Source organism: Bifidobacterium minimum (assembly GCF_000741645.1).
Taxonomy (GTDB): domain Bacteria; phylum Actinomycetota; class Actinomycetes; order Actinomycetales; family Bifidobacteriaceae; genus Bifidobacterium; species Bifidobacterium minimum.
Window position 1 is genome coordinate 217,229 of the sequence record NZ_JGZD01000008.1, and the last position, 19,741, is coordinate 236,969.

The following is a 19,741-nucleotide window of genomic DNA, read 5'->3' on the forward strand; positions in this document are numbered from 1 at the left end:
CTGTCGTGACGTGTGCGGCGCCATGTCGACGTCGGCATCACAACGCTGCGTGAACAGTATTGATCAGAACAAAGGAGTGATCGGTGGGCAAGTATCTTCTGCGCAGGATCCTGCAGATGATCCCCGTCGTACTCGGCACGACCCTGCTGGTGTACGCCCTCGTTTTCGCGCTTCCGGGGGATCCGGTGAAGGCGATGTTCGGGGACAAGCCCGTCAACGACGCCGTGGCGGCCCAGATCCGCTCCGAATACAACCTCGACAAGCCCTTCATCATTCAGTATCTTCTCTTCCTGCGCAACGCGCTCACGCTCAACTTCGGACAGACGTTCTCGGGCCAGCCCGTCATCGACGAGATCGGCCGCGCCTTCCCCGTCACGATAAAGCTGGCGCTGATGGCCTTCGTCTTCGAGGCCGTCTTCGGCGTCGTCTTCGGCATCATCGCCGGATTCAAGAAGGGCAAGTGGTACGACAGCGTGATCCTCGTCGTCTCCCTTCTGCTCATCTCGGTCCCCACCTTCGTCACGGGCTTCATCGGACAGTATCTTCTTGGCGTCAAATGGCGCATCCTCCCCGTCACGGCGGGATCCGACCCCGGTTTTCTGGATCTTCTCATGCCGGCGATGGTTCTGGGATCCGTGTCGATGGCCTACATCATCCGGCTGACGCGTGCCGAGATATCGTCGAACATCGCCGAGGACTACGTTCGCACCGCGCGCGCCAAGGGCATGAGCGACGCCGCCGTGATGGTGCGTCACGTCCTGCGCAACTCGCTCATACCCGTGGTCACGTATCTGGGCCAGGACCTCGGCGCCCTCATGGGCGGGGCCATGATCACCGAGACCATCTTCAACATCCACGGCATCGGATTCCTCACCTACCAAAGCATCCTCAAAGGCGAGAGCAACATGGTGGTGTCCATCGTGACGCTGCTGATGCTGGTGTTCATGATCTCCAATCTTCTCGTCGACCTGCTGTACGCGGCCCTTGACCCGCGTATCCGCTACGCGTGATCGGGGAGAGACGACCAATGACCGATATGACCGACAAACCGATGGAAGAACGCATGGACACCAGTACGACACGAACGCTTCCCGGACAGGAGCGGTTCGTCGCCCCGGTGGACGAGACCCCGCTGAGCGACGTGGACTCCATAGACGAGTCCGCCCCCGCGACGAACATGTGGGCTTCGGCGTGGAAGGTGCTCCGGCGCAACCCCATGTTCATCATCTCCGCGCTTCTGATCGTCTTCATCCTCGTGGTGGCGCTGTTCCCGGGGCTGTTCACGCGTCAGGATCCCAACTACTGCAATCTCAACGATTCGCTGAACCCCGGCTCGGCGGGCCATCCGTTCGGCTTCGATCTGCAGGGGTGCGACGTCTACACGCGAGTGGTCTACGGGACCAGAACGTCCCTGAGCGTCGGAGTCCTCGCCACCCTTCTCGTCGTTCTGGTCGGATCCATGATCGGCGCCATCGCGGGATTCTTCGGTGGCTGGGTGGACGCCGTTCTCAGCCGTCTGACGGACATCTTCCTGGCGCTGCCGATTCTTCTCGGCGCCATCGTCGTCCTCCAGATGTTCCGCACCAACGGATCCATCTGGAAGATCATCCTCGTGATGGTGCTGTTCGGATGGGTCTCCACCGCCCGCATCGCCCGCGGAGCGGTTATGGAGGCGAAGAACCTCGAGTTCAACACCGCGTCCACGGCACTGGGATCGACGCCGTTGCGCAACCTCATGCGCCACATCATCCCCAATTCCCTGGCCCCCATCATCGTCGTCGGCACCACCTCGCTGGGAACCTACATCGTTCTGGAGGCCACGCTGAGCTTTCTGGGAATCGGCCTGCCCACCACGACGGTCAGCTGGGGAGGCGACATCTCCAACGCGCAGGCGGTGCTGCGGACCAATCCGTCCGTGCTCTTCTATCCTTCGGCGGCCCTTGCGATCACTGTCCTCGCCTTCATCATGATGGGCGACGCGGTCAAGAACGCGTTGGATCCCAAGAGCAGAACTGAATGATCGGGGAGGATCACACGATGCAAGGAATGGATGCCGTACGACGCCTCGAGGAAATGCAGCGCGATCATGGTCCGCTGCTGAAGGTGACGGATCTGCAGGTCGACTTCACCGGTGAATCGGGACGTGCCGTCCACGCGGTCCGAGGCGCGTCGTTCAGCGTCTACCCCGGCCAATGGGTCGCGATCGTCGGAGAGTCGGGATCGGGCAAGTCCACCTCGGCCATGGCCGTTCTGGGACTTCTCCCGGGGACGGGCCACGTCGTGGGTGGGTCGATCGACTTCGAGGGCCACGAACTCGTCGGCATGAGCCAGAAGGACTACCAGAACCTCCGTGGCGCGGGCATGGGTCTGGTTCCGCAGGACCCGATGAGCAACCTCAACCCCGTCTGGCGCATAGGCGCCCAGGTCGAGGAGGCGCTTAAGGCGAACAACATGGATATCGCCCACGAGAAGCGCTCGAAGCTCGCTCAGGCTCTGGCGGGCGAGGAGGTCACCATCCGCGGCGAGGGGGACGAGACCTTCGTGGGGTCAAGGGAGCTTCCGGCGCTGCTGGAGGATACCCGTGCCGAGCTTGCGGACCAGGGAGTCTCGGACGAAAGCGTCGAGGAGACCATATCGCGCTTCCGCAGGGACTGGGTTCCCGGATCCGAGACCCGGTGGAGGATCGCCGACGATATGATCAAGGCCGGCATCACGGATGACCGCGCGTGGGAGATCGCACGCAGGCACGTCACCGGTTCGTCGATGGACGACCGCGTCGCCGGACTGCTCGACGAGGCCGGACTTCCCGACGCCGCCACAAGGGCGCGTCAGTTCCCGCACGAGTTCTCCGGTGGAATGCGTCAGAGGGCGTTGATCGCGATGGGGCTCGCCTGCCGGCCCGATCTCCTTATCGCCGATGAGCCGACGTCAGCCCTTGACGTCACCGTCCAGAAGAGGATCCTCGACCACCTCCATTCGTTGACGGACTCCCTGGGAACCGCGGTGCTTTTCATCACGCATGATCTGGGGCTCGCCGCCGAACGCGCGCAGCACATCGTCGTGATGTACCACGGACAGGTCGTGGAATCCGGGCCGTCCCTGGATGTTCTCCAGCATCCGCAGCATCCGTACACCCGCCGTCTCGTGGGAGCCGCACCTTCGCTGGCCTCCCAGCGCATCATCTCCGCAAGGGAGCATGGCGAGGACACCGCGGCGCTGCTGGAACACCACACCAAGGCCGAGTCGGATCTCGAGCGCGGGGAGAACATCATCACCGTCGGCAATCTGACGAAGGAGTTCCACCTCCCACGGCGCAAGGAGATGTTCAAGGCCGTCGACGACGTTTCGTTCTCCCTCAAGCGGGGGACGACGCTGGCGATCGTGGGCGAGTCCGGATCGGGCAAGTCGACCGTCGCCAACATGGTCCTCAGGCTTCTGGAGCCCACGTCGGGGACGGTGTCCTACGAGGGCGACGACATCAGCACGTTCTCCGGCAGAAGGCTTCTCGATTTCCGCAGGCACGTCCAGCCGGTGTTCCAGAATCCGTACGGATCCCTCGACCCCATGTATTCGATCTACCGCTCCATCGAGGAGCCCCTGCGCATCCATGGGATCGGCAATCGCAAAAGCCGCGTGACGCGCGTCAAGGAACTCCTTGACATGGTCAAGCTGCCGTCCAGCGTCATGGGACGCTATCCCAACGAGCTGTCGGGCGGGCAGCGCCAGCGCATAGCCATCGCGCGGGCCATGGCGCTTGACCCGGACGTCATCGTCTGCGACGAGGCGGTGTCGGCGCTGGACGTTCTCGTCCAGGATCAGGTGCTGCGCCTGCTGAACGACCTGCAGGCGGAGAAGGGGCTGAGCTACCTCTTCATCACCCATGACCTTGCCGTCGTGCGCCAGATCGCCGATGAGGTGGTCGTCATGCAGCACGGACGGCTTGTCGAGCACGCGACCACCGACGAGGTGTTCGACCATCCCCGGCAGCAGTACACGCGGGATCTGCTTGAGGCCATCCCCGGCGGCCATCTGCAGTTGGGGATCGACTGATGACCATCACGATCACCACATCGAACGTCAACGGTCTGCGGGCCGCGGATCGCAAGGGCGTGGGGTCCTGGGCCGCCACGCACGCCCCCGACCTGTGGTGCATGCAGGAGGTCAGGGCTCCGCAGCCCGACGTCGACAGAATCGTGGCGGAGCTGTCCGGATCGTACGTGGCCGCCGGCCGGATATCCGAGCCCCATGAACTTTCCTCCATGAACGAGGTCTGCCGGATCAAGGGCCGCGCCGGAGTGGGCATCCTCACCCCGATGCCCGTCGTCGCGCGGCGTTACGGCCTTCCGGGTCTGAGCGAGGGCGTCGATTCGGGCCGATGGATCGAGATGGACGTCAGAACCCCTCAGGGCTACGTCATCACCGTCGTGTCCGTGTACGTCCATGCGGGCAACGTCGATGATCCCGAGAAGATGGCGCAGAAGTACCGTTTCCTCGACGCCATGCTGGTGAGGATGGGGCAGCTGCGTGACGAGGCCGCGTCCGGAGGGCGTCAGAGCGTTCTGTGCGGCGACTTCAACATCGCCCACACCCCGTTGGACATCAAGAACGCCAAGGCGAACGAGACCCATTCGGGATTCCTTCCCCAGGAGCGCCGATACGTCGACAGATGGATCGGGGATCTGGATTTCGTCGACGTGATGCGCGACCTCGCAGGGGATATCCAGGGGCCGTACACATGGTGGAGTCAGCGTGGTCGGGCGTTCGACAACAACGTCGGATGGCGGATCGACTACCAGTTCGCCACACCGGAGCTGGCCCAGACCGCCCGTGGATTCACCATCGACAAGGCGCCGTCCTACGACTCCCGGTGGTCGGATCACGCCCCGTTGAGCGTGACGTATGAGATATGAAACATGAGATGTGACATGCGACGTGTCCGCGTCGCATGGGTTGGTGAGTCCATGGCCATGATGGCGCGCAGTCCGGGTGCTAGGCTTATGGCGGTTATGTACTGCGGAAACGAGGCATCATGGCATTGTGGAAGTTTGGCAAGAAGAAGGAGCGGGACTCCCAGGAGGATCGGACCACGTCCGCTGAGGATGAGGAATCCGATGTCATGGGCGAGCTTGAGGGGGACGGGGAGTCGCGGACGGCCGGATATCCCACGCTGAAAACCGACGATTACGATGATCGCGGGGAGGAGTTCGGCCCGTGGGACGTCGACGACGACAACGTCCCCGATGATGACGACTACATCGATCTTGGAGCCTATCTCCTGCCCGTGGTCCCCGGGATGGAGCTGAGGGTCAAGGCCAACAGGGCCACCCGGCAGGTCGTCGGCTGCATCGTCAGCTATGGCCGGTCCAGCCTCGAAATCGAGCCCTTCGCCGCTCCGAAGACGCTCGGCCTGTGGGATGACGTTCGTGACGATCTTGTGCGGGGCAACGCGAAATCGACCGAGGTTCCCGGGGTGTTCGGATCCGAGATCGCACTTCCCGTCTCCGACAAGTCGGGACGCGTCCTCCACACGCGCATCGTGGGCGTCGACGGGCCGCGATGGATGCTTCGCGGGATATTCTCCGGGCCCGCGGCGACCACCGACGGTGACGAGGCCGCGGTGCTCAACCGTTTCTTCGCGTCCATCATCGTCGTCCGCGGCGATGATCCCCTTGCCCCGCGGGACCTCATTCCCATGCATCCTCCGCTTACGCCACAGCAGCGCAGGGACTCCGAGGACGGCGACGGGGCGCAGAAGGATGCTGGCGACGAAGCGAAGCCCACGATTCCGGGGAAGCCGACCGGCCCCTTCGATTCGGATCAGCAGACCGAGGTGAAGTCGACGCTGTCGCGTGGCCCGATGTTCTCCGAAGTTCGTTGACGGAAAACGCTCCCATGACGCAGACGCGGCACCGCTCGGGGCTTTCGGCGCTCGCCCATGCCGATGACGGCGATTTCTCCGTCATCGAGGCCATCGGAGGCCCCCGGGGAGTGGTGGAGTCCGTTCTTCCGGGATTCGTTTTCGTCGTTCTTTTCGTCATCACCGCGAATCTGACATGGACCATAGTCGTCTCCGCGGCCGTGGCCCTCGTGCAGGTTCTGGCGCGTCTTCTTCAACGGCAGTCGGTGTGGGGCGCGGTCAGCGGCCTTGTCGCCGTCGCGATATGCCTGGTGTGGGCGTGGAGAAGCAACGAGGCCCGAAACTACTACATGCTGGGGTTCATCACCAATGCCGTCTATGTGGCGCTTCTGTCCCTGTCGCTGGTGGTCCGCGTTCCGGCGGTCGGGGCCCTGGTCGAGTTCATCCGATCCCTGCCCACCTCGGACTATCGGGAGTGGCTGCGTCGGTGGCGTGACGACCGCGCCCTGTATCGTGCCTATGTGTGGGTGACGGTGCTGTGGATGGGTCTTTTCGCCCTGCGTCTTGTGGTGCAGGTTCCCCTGTATCTGGCCGATGACGTGGCGTGGCTGGGGACCGCCCGTCTCATCATGGGGATTCCGTTCTGGGCCTTGGCCGTCTGGGTGTCATATCTGATTATCGCGACTCCGCTGCACCGCCATACCGTGGCCGTCAGCGAGCAGTCAACGCAAGGAGGTCTCGCATGAGAGCGACGGTACGTATCGAGAGGTTCGCCGATCAGGGACGCTGCGTGGCCCATATCGATGGCCGTGTGGTGTTCGTCCGCTTCGCGCTTCCCGGCGAACTCGCGCAGATCGAGCTTGACGAGCCCCATGACAGGGAGTGGCGTTTCTGGACGGCCGAGGTGGTGGATGTCCTCGAGGCGAGTCCGGATCGGTGCGAGCCCGCGTGGCCTTTGGCGGGTCCCCTTTCATCAGGTGGCGGCGTCGGCGGAGCCGATCTTGTCCATGTGACCAGGTCGGGTCAGCTTCGCTGGAAGGCCGCCGTGGTCTCGGAGCAGATGAGGCGTCTGGGGCATGTCGACCGTTCCGAGGTGGACGTCGTCGCCATGCCGGGGGATGACGGACGTGGCGGTCTGCATTGGCGCACCCGCATGGAGCTGGTCGCCGACGATGGGGGACGGGCGTCGATGCGCCGACGCGGAACCCATGAGCGGCTCGCGATCGACACCATGCCGTTGGCCACCGAGTCGGTTCTCGCCGCGGCCGACGCCGCAGGCATCTGGGACGGAGGCTATGAGCCCGGGGCCACCATCCGCGTGGTGTCGCCCGCCAGACGGGAGACGGCGGATGACGGCGACACGTCATCGGTCCGCGCCCGGGACGCGGTCCTGATCGACGGGAAGCTGGTCGCCGGTTCCGAACCGATCCACGAGAAGGTTCGCGTGGCCGGTCGTGTGTTCCGATATGAGGTGGCCGCCAATGGCTTCTGGCAGGTGCATCGGGAAGCCCCTGCGGTTTTCGCGTCGCATGTGCGCGGTCTGGCCCTTGACGCGCTTCAGGGCAGGGACGATGCGGTCGTCTGGGATCTCTATTCGGGATCGGGTCTGTTCACACTTCCTCTGGCGTTGACGGTGGGCTCCCATACGCGAGTGCTCAGCGTCGAAGGGTCCAAAACGGCCGTGAAATCGGCCCGCCGCAACATCCGCCATGCCGGCGCGGACGAGGTCGACATCCGCTGTGGTGACGTCGCGAAGGTTCTGTCCGGCCTTTCCGGGGACCGGCGATCGCCCGACGTCGTGGTCCTCGACCCGCCACGGGCGGGCGCCGGGGCGCGCGTGTGCCGCATTCTCGCCGATCATGGGGCGACGTCCATCATCTACGTGTCGTGCGATCCCGCGAGTCTGGCGAGGGACACGGCGACGCTGCGGACGCTGGGGTATGAGCTGTCCTCCCTTCGCGCGTTCGACGCGTATCCCATGACCCATCACGTCGAGACCATAGCCTCATTCGTGGCGGTGCCGCGGCCATGATGACGGATGGCGCGTCGCCGCGCCGGGGGATCCGGCTGCTGCGACGCGCGCTCGTGGCCGTCGTGGCCGTCGTCGTGTCGATGTCCCTGACGGGCTGCGCGGCCCAGAGTCGTGCCCTCGGCGTCGCGGGAGACGGTACCGCGTACGACAGCATCGACGACGCCGATCTTATGGTCGGTGTCGTGGGGTCCGAAACCACGTCGTCACGTGACACCCGCATCATGGACGAGATGTCGCGGAACGGGGTGAGGGCGTCCTATGCGAACTCCTCGCGGACGGCGGATCCCCATGTCGCGAGCCTGGCGGCCGTGCGCGACTACGCGAACCGCAAGGTCGGCGCCATCGTCATCATGGGCATGGGATTCGATGAGGATCGGTCCGGCTGGTCGTCCGTCCTGGAATACGCGCGGTCGTCCGGCGTGCCGGTCGCCGTGGTGGACGCCGACTCGGTGCCGCGTGACGCCTCGCTGATCGCGGCGCGTCTGACGGTGGTCGCGGATTCCGGATCCGATCTGGCGCAGACGGTGACGGATGTCGCCAACGGTCGTTCGTCCGGTGGCCGGATCGCAGTAACGGCGGGGAAGTGATGGGAATGGAAGCCATGTCGACGAGCGGATCCGAGGCCCGGGAGCACGACGGGCCGCGGTTCCCGGAGGTGGCGGAGCGCGGACTGTCCGCGTCCGACGTGGAACGCCGACGCGAGAGCGGACAGACGAACCATGTCAGGGACACGACGTCCCGATCGTTCGCCGACATCGTCCGGTCCAACGTCTTCACGCTTTTCAACGGGATCATCCTCACCGCGATGGTCCTGGTTCTTGCGACGGGATCGTGGAAGGATTCGGTTTTCGGCGTCATCATCATCGTCAACACGGGAATCGGCATAGTCGTGGAGACGCGGTCCAAGCGCACTCTTGACCGGCTGTCGATTCTGGTCGCCGCGAACTACACCGTCAGACGCGACGGGCGGAACGTCGAGGTCGCGCATGACGGGATCGTTCTTGACGATATGCTGTGGATCCGCTCCGGGGATCAGATTCCCGCCGACGCGACCATCGTCAGGTCATGGGGGCTGGAGCTGGATGAGTCGATGCTCACCGGCGAGTCCAGGACGGTGCGCAAGAACGAGGACGAGGATGTGTATTCGGGGTCCACGGCGGTGTCCGGGCTGGCGCTCGCGCATGTCACGGCCGTCGGAGAGCACGGATACGCCGCGACGCTTACGGCGAAGGCCAAGGTCTATCACCGTACGGTGTCCGATCTGAGCCGCGGGGTCAACACGATCCTACGGTATATGACCGTTGTGGTCATCCCGCTGTGCGCGCTTCTCGTCTGGTCCCAGATGCAGGCGGTCGGTGGATTGCATCAGTCTCTGGAGACGGGGCAATGGCGGTCCGCCGTCGTCTCCTCGGTCGCGGGCGTGGTGGGCATGATCCCCGAGGGGCTGGTTCTGCTGGTGTCCCTGAACTTCGCGATCGCGGCGATGAGGCTGGCGCGGAAGAACACCCTGGTGCAGGAGCTGGAATCGGTGGAGACGCTGGCCCGCGTGGATTGCCTCAATCTTGACAAAACGGGAACCATCACCGACGGGACGATCGTCATGAGGACAATCGTCCCAGTGGGGGATGCCGTGATCGACGCAACGGTCCGGCAGGCGATATTCGATCTGGCCAACGAGGAGAACCCCAATCCCACGGGACGGGCCATCATCGACGCCCTCTCACGGGAAGGCGTCCGGGGGGGCGAGGTCTCGTCCCGCATCCCCTTCTCCTCGGTCCGTAAATGGAGCGCCGTGGACGGGCCTTGTGGCGGATGGTTCCTGGGGGCTCCCGAGATGATGCTGTCGGCGCTGGAGGGGGATCATGACGACGTCTTCGACAAGGTGACGGCGCTCGCCGACGGCGGGGACCGGGTTCTGCTCGTCGTCAGAACCGGGGCCGCGGGGGTCGGGAATCCCGACGTCCCTGTGCTTCCCTCGCACGGGACGCCGGTGGCTCTTGTCGTCTGCTCGGAGAACATCAGGGACGACGCCGAGCCGACCCTGAGATGGTTCCGGGACCAGGGTGTGCGCTGCCGGGTCATATCGGGCGACAACCCCGCCACCGTAGGCGCGATCGCCGAGCGTGTGGGGCTCACGGGCGATGACGCGCCACGCACGATGGACGCCCGGGAGCTTCCCGACGACGTGGAGGAGATGTCGCGTGTTCTTGAGGACGTGGATGTGCTGGGGCGCGTGCTGCCCGAGCAGAAGAAGGCGATCGTCGAGGCGCTCCATTCATCGAGCCACGTCGTGGCGATGACCGGCGACGGCGTCAACGACACGCTGGCGCTCAAGGAGGCCGATCTCGGCATCGCCATGGGGAACGCGGCGCCAGCCGCGAAGGCGGTCGCCCAGGTCGTGCTTGTGGACTCGCGGTTCTCGCATCTGCCGGACGTGGTGGCCCGTGGACGGCAGGTCATGGCGAATATGGAACGCGTCGCCACGCTTTTCCTGACGAAAACCGTGTACTCCTCGCTGATCGCCCTCGCCGTGGTCCTCACCCGCGTGCCCTTCCCGTATCTTCCCAGGCACATCTCGTATGTGGGGGCGCTGACCATCGGCATGCCGGCGTTCATCCTGGCTCTGGCTCCCAACACGAGACGGTATATCCCCGGATTCCTGTCGCGCGTGGTGAGGTTCGCCTTCCCCGGGGGGCTGGCGATCGCGCTGTCGGTGATGCTGGGCGCCTGGCTGCTGCCGGGGATCATGGGATGGGATCTGTCCCGTGCTTCCGATCTGGGGGAGCTGCGCTCCAGCTGCACGATGATCCTCTTCGCGATGGGCATAGCGGTTCTCGCCCGCGTGGCGTCGCCCCTGAGATCCTGGCGCGGGGTCCTGGTGGCACTGTTCGCCGCCGCCGGGGTCGGAGGCATCATGATCCCCCCGGTGGCGTCGTTCTTCGCCCTGACGTTCCCCAGCGAAAGAATGCTTCGCGCGCTGCTTCTCGCGGTCGTGGCGTCGGCCGCCATATTCGTGGTAATCCACCTTCTTGCACCGGTGGTGGGGCGTTGGATGGAGCGGCTGCGGCGCGCGATCATGAGATGAGCGACGCGCCCTGTACCGTGCGCGTCGGATAATTGTCGGTATACCCGTGATGGCACGCCTTCGCGTGCCGGATAGTGTCAGGTTCGGAGGAGCACAATGACCATGCGTGACGAGCTCCTGTCCACGTTGAACGTGGGCGGGGCCGATATCGATTACTACCGCATCGCCGACCTTCCCGGCATCGAGCATCTTCCCTATTCGCTGAAGGTGCTTGTCGAGAATCTCGTGCGCAATATCGATGGCGAGAACATAACCGATGACGAGGTCATGGACCTGCTGCGGTGGGATCCGCAGGCCCAGCCCAGCCATGAGATCCAGTTCACGCCGTCGCGCGTCGTGATGCAGGACTTCACCGGGGTCCCCTGCATCGTCGATCTGGCGACGATGCGTGACGCCGTGAGCACGCTGGGTGGCGACCCCGAGGTGATCAATCCCCAGGTTCCGGCCGACATGGTCATCGACCATTCCGTTCAGATCGACAGCTATGCGGTTCCGGACGCCGTCGAGCGCAACATGGACATCGAATACCAGCGCAATGGCGAGCGTTACCAGTTCCTGCGATGGGGGCAGCAGGCGTTCCGCAACTTCCGTGTGGTCCCCCCGGGAACGGGCATCATCCATCAGGTCAACATCGAGTATCTCGCCAAGGTCGTCATGTCCAAAGCCGGGGACGACGGACGCGATCTGGCCTACATGGATTCATGTGTGGGCACGGACTCCCACACGACCATGGTCAACGGTCTGGGCGTTCTGGGATGGGGCGTCGGCGGGATCGAGGCCGAGGCCGCGATGCTCGGGCAGCCGATTTCGATGCTGGTTCCGCGTGTCGTCGGATTCAAGCTCACCGGATCGATCCCGGAGGGCGTGACGGCCACCGACGTGGTGCTCACCATCACGGACATGCTTCGCCGGCACGGCGTCGTCGGGAAGTTCGTCGAGTTCTACGGGGAGGGCGTCGCCTCCGTTCCCCTGGCCAACCGCGCGACGATCGGCAATATGAGCCCGGAGTTCGGATCGACCTGCGGCATATTCCCCATCGATCAGGTGACGCTGGACTATCTGCGGCTCACGGGACGCTCCGATGATCAGATCGCCCTTGTCGAGGCCTACGCGAAGGCCAATCGCCTGTGGGCCGACACCACGGATGACGATTATGTGGAGCCCTCGTATTCGGAGTACATGGAGCTGGATCTGGGAAGCGTCGTTCCGTCGATCGCCGGCCCCAAGCGTCCGCAGGACCGCATCGCCCTGTCCGAGTCGAAGAAGGTCTTCGAGGACACCCTGGCCCAGTACGAGACCGAGAGGACGACGACCGACCCCGTGCCGGTCAGCACCGATTTCCGCGGGGATTTCCATCTGAACAACGGCGATGTCGCCATAGCGTCGATAACCAGTTGCACCAACACCTCGAATCCCTCGGTGATGGTCGCCGCGGGACTGCTGGCGCGCAACGCCCGACGGCGTGGTCTCAGCCCCAAGCCGTGGGTGAAGACCTCTCTGGCGCCGGGATCCCAGGTGGTGGCGGATTACCTGCGCAAGGCCGGACTCCAGGATGATCTCGACGCTCTGGGATACGAGGTCGTGGGATTCGGATGCACGACCTGCATCGGCAACTCCGGCCCGCTGCTTCCGGAGATCTCCCAGGCGGTGTCCGAGAACGATCTTGCGGTGACCGCGGTGCTGTCGGGGAACAGAAACTTCGAGGGACGCATCAGCCCGGACGTGAAGATGAACTATCTGGCGTCGCCGCCGTTGGTCATCGCGTACGCGCTCGCCGGAACCGTGGACTTCGATTTCGGATCCCAGCCGCTGGGCAGGGACGGGGAGGGGCATGACGTGTACCTCCGCGACATCTGGCCTTCCAACGAGGATGTGCGTGAGATCGTTGACCGCACGATCTCACGGGACATGTACGTGGACGACTATTCCTCCGTCTTCGACGGCGACGAGCGGTGGAGAGGCCTCGCGGTCCCCGATGGCGAGCTCTTCGCATGGGATCCGGCATCGACCTACGTCCGTCGTCAGACACTGTTCGACGGGATGTCGGCCCGGCCCGATCCGGTGCACGACATCACCGGAGCCCGCGTTCTGGCGCTGCTGGGCGACTCCGTGACGACCGACCACATCTCCCCGGCGGGGGCGTTCACGTCCTCGAGCCCCGCGGGACGGTATCTCATGGAGCATGGCGTGGCCCAGAAGGACTTCAATTCCTACGGTTCACGCCGTGGAAACCATGAGGTCATGGTGCGCGGCACGTTCGGCAACATCAGGCTGCGCAATCAGCTTCTCGCCTCCGTCGGCGAGGAGGTTCGTCCCGGCGGCTTCACGTACGACTTCGTGACGGGAAAGCCCTCGACGATTTTCGATGCATCGCTCGATTACGAGGGGAAGGGCATTCCGCTTGTCGTTCTTGCGGGGAAGGAGTACGGGACCGGGTCGTCGCGCGATTGGGCGGCCAAGGGAACCATGATGCTTGGCGTGAAGGCCGTCATCGCCCGAAGCTTCGAGCGCATCCACCGCTCGAATCTCATCGGCATGGGGGTGCTGCCCCTGCAGTTCCCGGAGGGCGAGTCGGCCGAGTCCCTGGGGCTCGATGGGACCGAGACCTTCTCCATCACCGGCGTCGAGCGCTTCAATGATGGCGTCATACCGTCCACCGTGAACGTGGAGGCGACGGCGTCGGACGGAGGAGTCGTGTCCTTTGACGCCGTCGTCCGCGTCGACACCCCCGGCGAGGCGAGCTACTACCGCAACGGCGGCATCCTGCAGTTCGTGCTGCGCAATCTCATGAGCGGGCGGTGATCACCTGATGGTCGTCCGCTCCTATGGTCGTCCGCTTCGGACGAGCTGACGGCTTCTCCCCGTGGACGGTTCTCTCTCCCGTGACGGGGAGACCGTGATGCGAAGATAACGGGGATGCGGAGATAACGGGGACAACAGGTGACAGGGAGATAACAAGGAGAAGCGAACGGGGGGAAGCCCCTCAAACGCGAGAAGGCCGGTGTCCGTAGATTCATCCGACGGACACCGGCCTTCATCATGCGCCGCGTGGTCATGCGCCCTGTGACGCATGAGGGGGGCGGGCCTAGTTGCGGCCTCCGAACAGCCTCAACAGGTACAGGAACATGTTGACGAAGTCGAGGTACAGATTCAGCGCGCAGACGATCGACAGCCGCTCGATGGCCACCGTGTCGTTGCCGTAGGACGCGAAGAGAGCCCGAGTCTTCTGCGCGTCATAAGCGGTCAGCCCCGCGAAGATGAGGAGTCCGATGGTTGAGACGACCATGACCGTCGTGTCGCTGGGCGCGACGAACATCAGAACGACCTGTCCGATGATGAGCACGAGAAGAGCGGTGAAGAGGATGGGACCGGCCTTGAGCATGTCACGCTTGGTCGTCAGGGCGAGCATGGTCAGTGCGAAGAAGAATCCGATGCTCAGACCCAGCGCCATTCCGATCGAACTCAGATCATAGACAAGGAAGATCGAACTCAGGGTGAACCCCATAAGCGCCGCGTAGAGATAGAACACCGCCCTTGCGGTTCCGGGACGCATCGACATGGCCCGGGCTCCCAGCGCGATGGCCACGACCACCTGGACGATGGCGAGTCCCAGCCAGCCGAGTCCGCCCGTGGCCGTCAGGAACGCCTCAAGCGCGCCGGTCATCTGGGTGAGAACCGCGACGATCGCGGTGACGACCAGTCCTGCGGTCATCTCGGCGTAGGCGCGCGTGACCGAGACCTTCATCGCGCTTTCCCGTGAGTAGGCGGTGGAGGCGTCCATCACCGTCTGGGTCGCTGAGGAATATCCTGACTGAGGGGGGACCGTGTACTGGGGTGCGGATGACGGGCCGTACGTGGAGTTCGTGCCGGAGCCCACGCGCTGGCCGTACTGGGGCTGCCCGCTGGACTCCTGGGAATACTGCTGGTCCTGATAGGGCGACTGCCTGTTCGGGTCATTGGTGTATCGATCCATATGTCATGCTCCTTGCCTACTCGGTGGATGTGCGCTATTCGGCGGATGTGCGCGGTGTGCGACGCCCACATCGATCCATGGTGCCGGATGTTCGGTGTGGTGCTCTCATATGTATCCATATGCTACTGGATCCGTCTGTGAGTTCACTGAACGGTTTTCCGCTCTGCGCGCAACCTCGTCCCATGGTGTGGCGGCGCCTGTGAGGGGAAGGGCACCATGGGAGGGAACCCATGACGGTGCCGGAGGTGCGCGTCGTCCGATGACGCATGACGGCGAGGGGAAGGATCCCCGTCCGATTGCCGGACCGTCCGGTGACGGATGCCCTGCCGGCATGGGCCGTGTGTCGCACGATGGAAGGAATGACATGAGTGGTGTACCGCATATCGTCATGAGCAACGGGGTGTCGATTCCCCAACTGGGATTGGGGGTTTTCCGGAACCCCGATGGGGATACCACCGTCAGCGCCGTTCGTGAGGCGCTGGCGGCCGGATACCGCCATATCGACACCGCGATGATCTACGGCAACGAGGCCTCCGTGGGCCGGGGAATACGCGAGTCGGAAGTTCCCAGACGGGAGGTGTTCGTCACGACGAAACTATGGAACGACGACATTCGTCAGGGTCGCACGCGGGAGGCTTTTCTGCGCAGTCTCGACGCCCTGGGGATGGACTATGTCGACCTTTATCTCATCCATTGGCCCGTGGAGGGGTGGCAGAAGGCGTGGGAGGACATGGTCGGGCTCTATGAGGAGCGTCGTGTGCGCGCCATCGGCGTGAGCAATTTCCAACCGCATCATCTTTCGGAACTGATGGACATCAGCTCCACCCGCCCGGTCGTCGACCAGATTGAATCATCGCCGCAGTTCCCCAACAACGACACGATGTCCTTCGCGCGCTCGCGGCGTATCGACGTCGAGGCGTGGAGTCCGTTGGGAGGGACGGGCGGGACGCTGCTTGAGGACCCGCGGCTGGTCGACCTCACGAAGCGCTATGGCAAGAGTCCCGCCCAGATCGTGATTCGATGGCATCTTCAGCGGGGAGTCATCGTCATCCCCAAATCAACGCATCCCCAGCGCATCCGGGAGAACATCGATGTTATGGATTTCTCGCTGACGCAGGCGGACATGGCCGCGGTGGACGCGCTGGATTCGGGCTCCCGCGTCGGCCCGGATCCGGATCACATCGATTTCTGAAGGTGACCTCGTAGCCGGCCTTGGTGATCGTGTCCGGTCGGTGATCGTGTCCGGCCGCCGAGTGCCGAGCCCTCAGTCGTCCGAGTGCCGAGCCCTCAGTCGTCGCCCCGTTCCAGTCCCGGACGGGGCGTCTCGTCTCCCCGTGGAGCTCCGTTGATGTCGCGGTGGATGCTCTGCATCTGCGCTTCGACGTTCTGGAGGCTGCGCGCGCAGTCGAGAAGCGTCTGCGAATGCTCGGCGAGCTTCGCGTCCGGGAGATTCGACTTGTACCGCAGGGCATGCTCGAGGCTTGCCCAGTAATCCATGGCGATGGTGCGGAATTGGACCTCCACCGGCGTGTAGTGGGCTCCGGTCGACAGAAAGACGGGGACCGCGTAGATGACGTGCAGGCTGCGGTACCCGTTCTGCTTGGGGTTGCGTATGTAGTCCTTGACCCGGAGCACCTGGATGTCGGATTGGGCGGAAAGATAACGCGAGACCGAATAGACGTCGTCGCGGTAGTTGCAGATCACGCGAATGCCCGCCACGTCGAAGAGATGGTCCTTGATGGATTCCGTCGTGAGAGGAAGCCCCTTGCGCTCCAGCTTGCCGATGATGGAGCTGACGGATTTGAGCCTGCGCTCCATGTGATGAATGGGATCGTGGGAGAACCTGACCTGAAACTCGTCGTCCAGTATCTCCAGTTTCGTGCTGATCTCGTACATCGCCCCCTCATAGATCTGCATGAGGTCGATGAAGTCGCTCGTCTGCTCGACGGGTATGCGTCGGTCCGAGGTCCCGGCGGACTCCAATCGTGCCTGCATCTCGGATGAATTGATGCGGTCATGGCGGTCAAGTATCACGGGCCTCATGATACGCCGGAGTGCGTGAGGAGTCTGGGAGGCGCCTCGGCCGGTGTACGGACGTGTTGCGCAGGGCGGGAATGCCGCGGGCGTCGCCGCGGCTACGCCCACGGATAGAATCGCTGGTATGGATGAGGCGATGATGACCGAGGACGAGCGCCGGGGCGCGGTGTCGGTGCAGGACGCACGACGGGGACGGGGATCCCGGGGCGTCTATTACGTGCATACCCTGGGATGTCAGATGAACGTCCATGATTCCGAGCGCATCGCGGGGGTTCTCGAGGAGCAGGGGTATCGGGCGGCCTCGCAGCGTCAGGTCGACGAGCATGACGTCGACGTGGTGGTTCTGAACACCTGCGCGGTGCGGGAGAACGCCGCCGATCATATGTACGGGATGATCGGGCAGTGGGCGGAGCTGAAACGGGAGCGGCCGGGGACGCAGATCGCGGTCGGCGGCTGCATGGCGCAGCTCGACAAGGAGCGCATCGCCCGGCGCGCGCCTTGGGTCGACGCGGTGTTCGGCACGCGCAATGTGGGATCCCTTCCGCGTCTTCTTGACCAGGCGAGGATCGAGGGCGTCTCTCAGGTGGACGTGGCCGAAGGCGTCGCATATTTTCCCAGCGATCTTCCGGCGGCCCGCGGTTCGCGCGTCTCGTCGTGGGTGTCCATTTCCATGGGGTGCAACAACACATGCACGTTCTGCATCGTGCCCACCACTCGTGGGCGCGAGCGTGACCGTCGTCCCGGGGACGTTCTTGACGAGATCCGCGCCTGCGTGGATTCGGGAGCCCGTGAGGTCACCCTTCTGGGGCAGAACGTCAACTCGTATGGCTACGCGATGGGGGACAGGTATGCCTTCTCGAAGCTGCTTCGCGCCTGCGGGGACATCGAGGGGTTGGAGCGCGTCCGCTTCACCTCGCCGCATCCCGCCGCGTTCACCGATGACGTGATCGACGCCATGGCCTCCACTCCCAACGTCATGCATCAGCTCCATATGCCCCTGCAGTCGGGATCCGACGCCATCCTGCGATCCATGAGACGGTCCTATCGCAGCGCACGTTTCCTCGACATACTGCGCCGTGTCCGCAAGGCCATGCCGGACGCGCGGATAACGACCGATGTGATCGTCGGATTCCCCGGTGAAACCGAGAGGGACTTCCAGGTCACCATGGATGTGGTGCGCGAGGCGCGTTTCGCCTCGGCCTATACCTTTGAGTATTCTCCGCGACCGGGAACCCCGGCCGCCGCGATGGCGCAGGTTCCCCGCGAGGTCGTCCGCGAGCGCTTCGGCAGGCTTCTGGCGGTCCAGGATCCCATAACGCGGGACTTCATGGACGGTTTCGTCGGACGCGACGTCGAGGTTCTGGTGACCGGTGATCCGGGACGCAAGGATCGTGCTACCGGACGGGCCACGGGGCGCGAGAGGACCGGGGAACTGGTGCATGTCGGGATTCCCGATGGTCGTCAGGCTCCAGGCCTGGGCGATGTCGTGCGGGCGACCGTGACCCATGCCGGATCCCATCATCTCATCGCCGATCCTGATCCACGTCGGGGGCAGACCTATGACGTCCGCCATTGATGTGACGTCCGCCATCGACGAGGAGGGGGCTTTGCCCTCCGAGGGCGGCAGGGTGGTCGAGGGCGGCAGGGTGGTCTCGATCGTCGGGCCGACGGCATCCGGCAAAACGTCGTTGGCCATCGACGTCGCCCGGATGCTCGTGGCGCGTGGGGAGGCCGCGGAGATTGTCAACGCCGATGCCTATCAGATGTATCGAGGCATGGCGATCGGCACCGCGCAACCCACCCGTGAGGAGCTTCTCATGGTTCCCCATCATCTTGTCGGGGTCATCGGACCGGATGAGACGATGACGGTCGCAAGGTTCCAGGTCATGGTGCGTCGATGCATCCGGGAGCTCCAGGGGCGTGGGGTCCGCCCGATACTGGTCGGGGGATCGGGCCTCTACGCCCGGGCCGCCATCGATGAGATGTCCTTTCCGGGAACCGATCGGAGGATCCGGGAGAGGCTGGAGAAGCGGGCCGAGGCCGAGGGTCCCGGAGCGCTTTTCTCCGAATTGGAGAGCCGTGATCCGCAGGCCGCGGCCAGAATGGATCCACGGAACGTGCGTAGGACGATCAGAGCCCTTGAGGTCATCGAGGTGACGGGACGGCCGTATTCCGCTTCCCTTCCCCGATATCGCTATGCCGTTCCCGCCGTGCAGATCGGCTTGGATTGGGATCGCGACGAGATGGATTCCCGAATCGACGAACGCACCCGTGCCATGAGAGATCGGGGATTCGTCGACGAGGTGGAGTCCGTGCGCTCGCACTGGGGGCCTACGGCGGCGCGGGCGCTGGGATACCAGCAGATAGTGGATTATCTTGACGGGTTGTGCTCGTGCGACGAGGCCTTCGCTGACATCGCGCAGAAGACGAAAAGACTTGCGCGCAAACAGATGGGATGGTTCGGACGCGATCCGCGGATCCATTGGATCAACGCCGCGAATCCGGATCGGACGCGGACGGCGATGGCCATCATCGCCCATGCGGATGCGGGCGACTATGATTCGGTGGATGCGCGGGCGGACGAATTCGCCCATCACCCGCTCGGGACCACCCCTCGGTAGAACCCTCGGGACCACCCTTCGGTGGACGACTTCGCCGACCGCCCGGATCGCCGCCGAGGTTCCCGGAGCCGTGGGACCATGCCCGGGCGACCCGCGTGCCGGGATCCGCGTACCGGGCGACCCGCGTGCCGGGACC

At 64.3% G+C, this 19,741-nt stretch carries 14 protein-coding genes and 2 pseudogenes; 14 read left to right on the forward strand and 2 right to left on the reverse strand.

The window, feature by feature from the left end:
• The first annotated feature begins 83 nt into the window (after positions 1–83).
• The 11 genes and pseudogenes from BMIN_RS03610 (at position 84) to acnA (ending at position 13,776) form a co-directional block, all read left to right on the forward strand.
• The gene (locus BMIN_RS03610; RefSeq protein WP_022861038.1) at positions 84–1,010 is read left to right on the forward strand and encodes an ABC transporter permease; all 927 of its coding nucleotides are present in this window, start codon (positions 84–86) and stop codon (positions 1,008–1,010) included.
• Positions 1,011–1,027: 17 nt separating this feature from the next.
• Positions 1,028–2,020, forward strand: a complete 993-nt coding sequence (locus tag BMIN_RS03615; protein ID WP_420796712.1) for an ABC transporter permease — start codon at positions 1,028–1,030, stop codon at positions 2,018–2,020.
• Positions 2,021–2,037: 17 nt separating this feature from the next.
• Positions 2,038–2,575, forward strand: a pseudogene (locus BMIN_RS09185) (ATP-binding cassette domain-containing protein); the annotation flags it as partial.
• 74 nt (positions 2,576–2,649) lie between these two features.
• Positions 2,650–4,050, forward strand: a pseudogene (locus BMIN_RS03620) (dipeptide ABC transporter ATP-binding protein); the annotation flags it as partial.
• Entirely contained in the window at positions 4,050–4,910 is an 861-nt protein-coding gene (locus tag BMIN_RS03625) for an exodeoxyribonuclease III (protein WP_022861035.1), read from the forward strand. The pseudogene BMIN_RS03620 and the gene BMIN_RS03625, both read left to right, overlap by 1 nt.
• Before the next feature lie 119 nt (positions 4,911–5,029).
• Positions 5,030–5,878 (forward strand): DUF3710 domain-containing protein, encoded by an 849-nt coding sequence (locus BMIN_RS03630; RefSeq protein ID WP_022861034.1) that lies wholly within the window; start codon positions 5,030–5,032, stop codon positions 5,876–5,878.
• 14 nt (positions 5,879–5,892) lie between these two features.
• Positions 5,893–6,603 carry a DUF3159 domain-containing protein gene (locus BMIN_RS03635; RefSeq protein WP_022861033.1) on the forward strand — a complete coding sequence of 237 codons (711 nt, stop codon included), beginning with the start codon at positions 5,893–5,895 and terminating at the stop codon, positions 6,601–6,603.
• Entirely contained in the window at positions 6,600–7,889 is a 1,290-nt protein-coding gene (locus BMIN_RS03640; protein WP_022861032.1) for a class I SAM-dependent RNA methyltransferase, read from the forward strand. The genes BMIN_RS03635 and BMIN_RS03640 overlap by 4 nt, the downstream gene beginning before the upstream one ends.
• Positions 7,886–8,476: a type 1 periplasmic-binding domain-containing protein gene (locus BMIN_RS03645; RefSeq protein WP_022861031.1), complete on the forward strand. Its 591-nt coding sequence runs from the start codon at positions 7,886–7,888 to the stop codon at positions 8,474–8,476. Before BMIN_RS03640 ends, BMIN_RS03645 begins: the two co-directional genes overlap by 4 nt.
• Positions 8,477–8,481: 5 nt before the next feature.
• Positions 8,482–10,974 (forward strand): HAD-IC family P-type ATPase, encoded by a 2,493-nt coding sequence (locus tag BMIN_RS03650; protein WP_081647997.1) that lies wholly within the window; start codon positions 8,482–8,484, stop codon positions 10,972–10,974.
• 96 nt (positions 10,975–11,070) lie between these two features.
• Entirely contained in the window at positions 11,071–13,776 is a 2,706-nt protein-coding gene (gene acnA / locus BMIN_RS03655) for an aconitate hydratase AcnA (protein ID WP_022861029.1), read from the forward strand.
• A 283-nt stretch (positions 13,777–14,059) separates the two neighbouring features.
• On the opposite strand, the gene BMIN_RS03660 is transcribed toward acnA, so the two are convergent.
• Positions 14,060–14,947, reverse strand: coding sequence for a Bax inhibitor-1/YccA family protein (locus tag BMIN_RS03660; protein ID WP_022861028.1), 888 nt, complete (start codon positions 14,945–14,947; stop codon positions 14,060–14,062).
• 364 nt (positions 14,948–15,311) lie between these two features.
• Here BMIN_RS03660 and BMIN_RS03665 point away from each other — a divergent pair, with 364 nt between their 5' ends.
• Entirely contained in the window at positions 15,312–16,139 is an 828-nt protein-coding gene (locus BMIN_RS03665; RefSeq protein ID WP_026647421.1) for an aldo/keto reductase, read from the forward strand.
• Positions 16,140–16,234: 95 nt separating this feature from the next.
• Here BMIN_RS03665 and BMIN_RS03670 read toward each other — a convergent pair whose 3' ends face one another.
• Positions 16,235–16,990 carry a GTP pyrophosphokinase gene (locus tag BMIN_RS03670; protein ID WP_022861026.1) on the reverse strand — a complete coding sequence of 252 codons (756 nt, stop codon included), beginning with the start codon at positions 16,988–16,990 and terminating at the stop codon, positions 16,235–16,237.
• A gap of 118 nt (positions 16,991–17,108) precedes the next feature.
• Here BMIN_RS03670 and miaB point away from each other — a divergent pair, with 118 nt between their 5' ends.
• Positions 17,109–18,560, forward strand: coding sequence for a tRNA (N6-isopentenyl adenosine(37)-C2)-methylthiotransferase MiaB (gene miaB, locus BMIN_RS03675; protein ID WP_022861025.1), 1,452 nt, complete (start codon positions 17,109–17,111; stop codon positions 18,558–18,560).
• Positions 18,544–19,605 carry a tRNA (adenosine(37)-N6)-dimethylallyltransferase MiaA gene (miaA, locus tag BMIN_RS03680; RefSeq protein WP_022861024.1) on the forward strand — a complete coding sequence of 354 codons (1,062 nt, stop codon included), beginning with the start codon at positions 18,544–18,546 and terminating at the stop codon, positions 19,603–19,605. The genes miaB and miaA overlap by 17 nt, the downstream gene beginning before the upstream one ends.
• Positions 19,606–19,741: the final 136 nt, after the last annotated feature.

Coding starts and splice junctions, on each gene's coding strand:
- BMIN_RS03650 (WP_081647997.1), top strand. CDS start 8,482: ATGGAAGCCATGTCGACGAGCGGATCCGAGGCCCGGGAGCACGACGGG.
- BMIN_RS03615 (WP_420796712.1), top strand. CDS start 1,028: ATGACCGATATGACCGACAAACCGATGGAAGAACGCATGGACACCAGT.
- miaA (WP_022861024.1), top strand. CDS start 18,544: ATGACGTCCGCCATTGATGTGACGTCCGCCATCGACGAGGAGGGGGCT.
- BMIN_RS03670 (WP_022861026.1), bottom strand. CDS start 16,990: ATGAGGCCCGTGATACTTGACCGCCATGACCGCATCAATTCATCCGAG.
- acnA (WP_022861029.1), top strand. CDS start 11,071: ATGACCATGCGTGACGAGCTCCTGTCCACGTTGAACGTGGGCGGGGCC.
- BMIN_RS03645 (WP_022861031.1), top strand. CDS start 7,886: ATGATGACGGATGGCGCGTCGCCGCGCCGGGGGATCCGGCTGCTGCGA.
- BMIN_RS03665 (WP_026647421.1), top strand. CDS start 15,312: ATGAGTGGTGTACCGCATATCGTCATGAGCAACGGGGTGTCGATTCCC.
- BMIN_RS03625 (WP_022861035.1), top strand. CDS start 4,050: ATGACCATCACGATCACCACATCGAACGTCAACGGTCTGCGGGCCGCG.
- BMIN_RS03635 (WP_022861033.1), top strand. CDS start 5,893: ATGACGCAGACGCGGCACCGCTCGGGGCTTTCGGCGCTCGCCCATGCC.
- BMIN_RS03640 (WP_022861032.1), top strand. CDS start 6,600: ATGAGAGCGACGGTACGTATCGAGAGGTTCGCCGATCAGGGACGCTGC.
- BMIN_RS03630 (WP_022861034.1), top strand. CDS start 5,030: ATGGCATTGTGGAAGTTTGGCAAGAAGAAGGAGCGGGACTCCCAGGAG.
- BMIN_RS03660 (WP_022861028.1), bottom strand. CDS start 14,947: ATGGATCGATACACCAATGACCCGAACAGGCAGTCGCCCTATCAGGAC.
- miaB (WP_022861025.1), top strand. CDS start 17,109: ATGGATGAGGCGATGATGACCGAGGACGAGCGCCGGGGCGCGGTGTCG.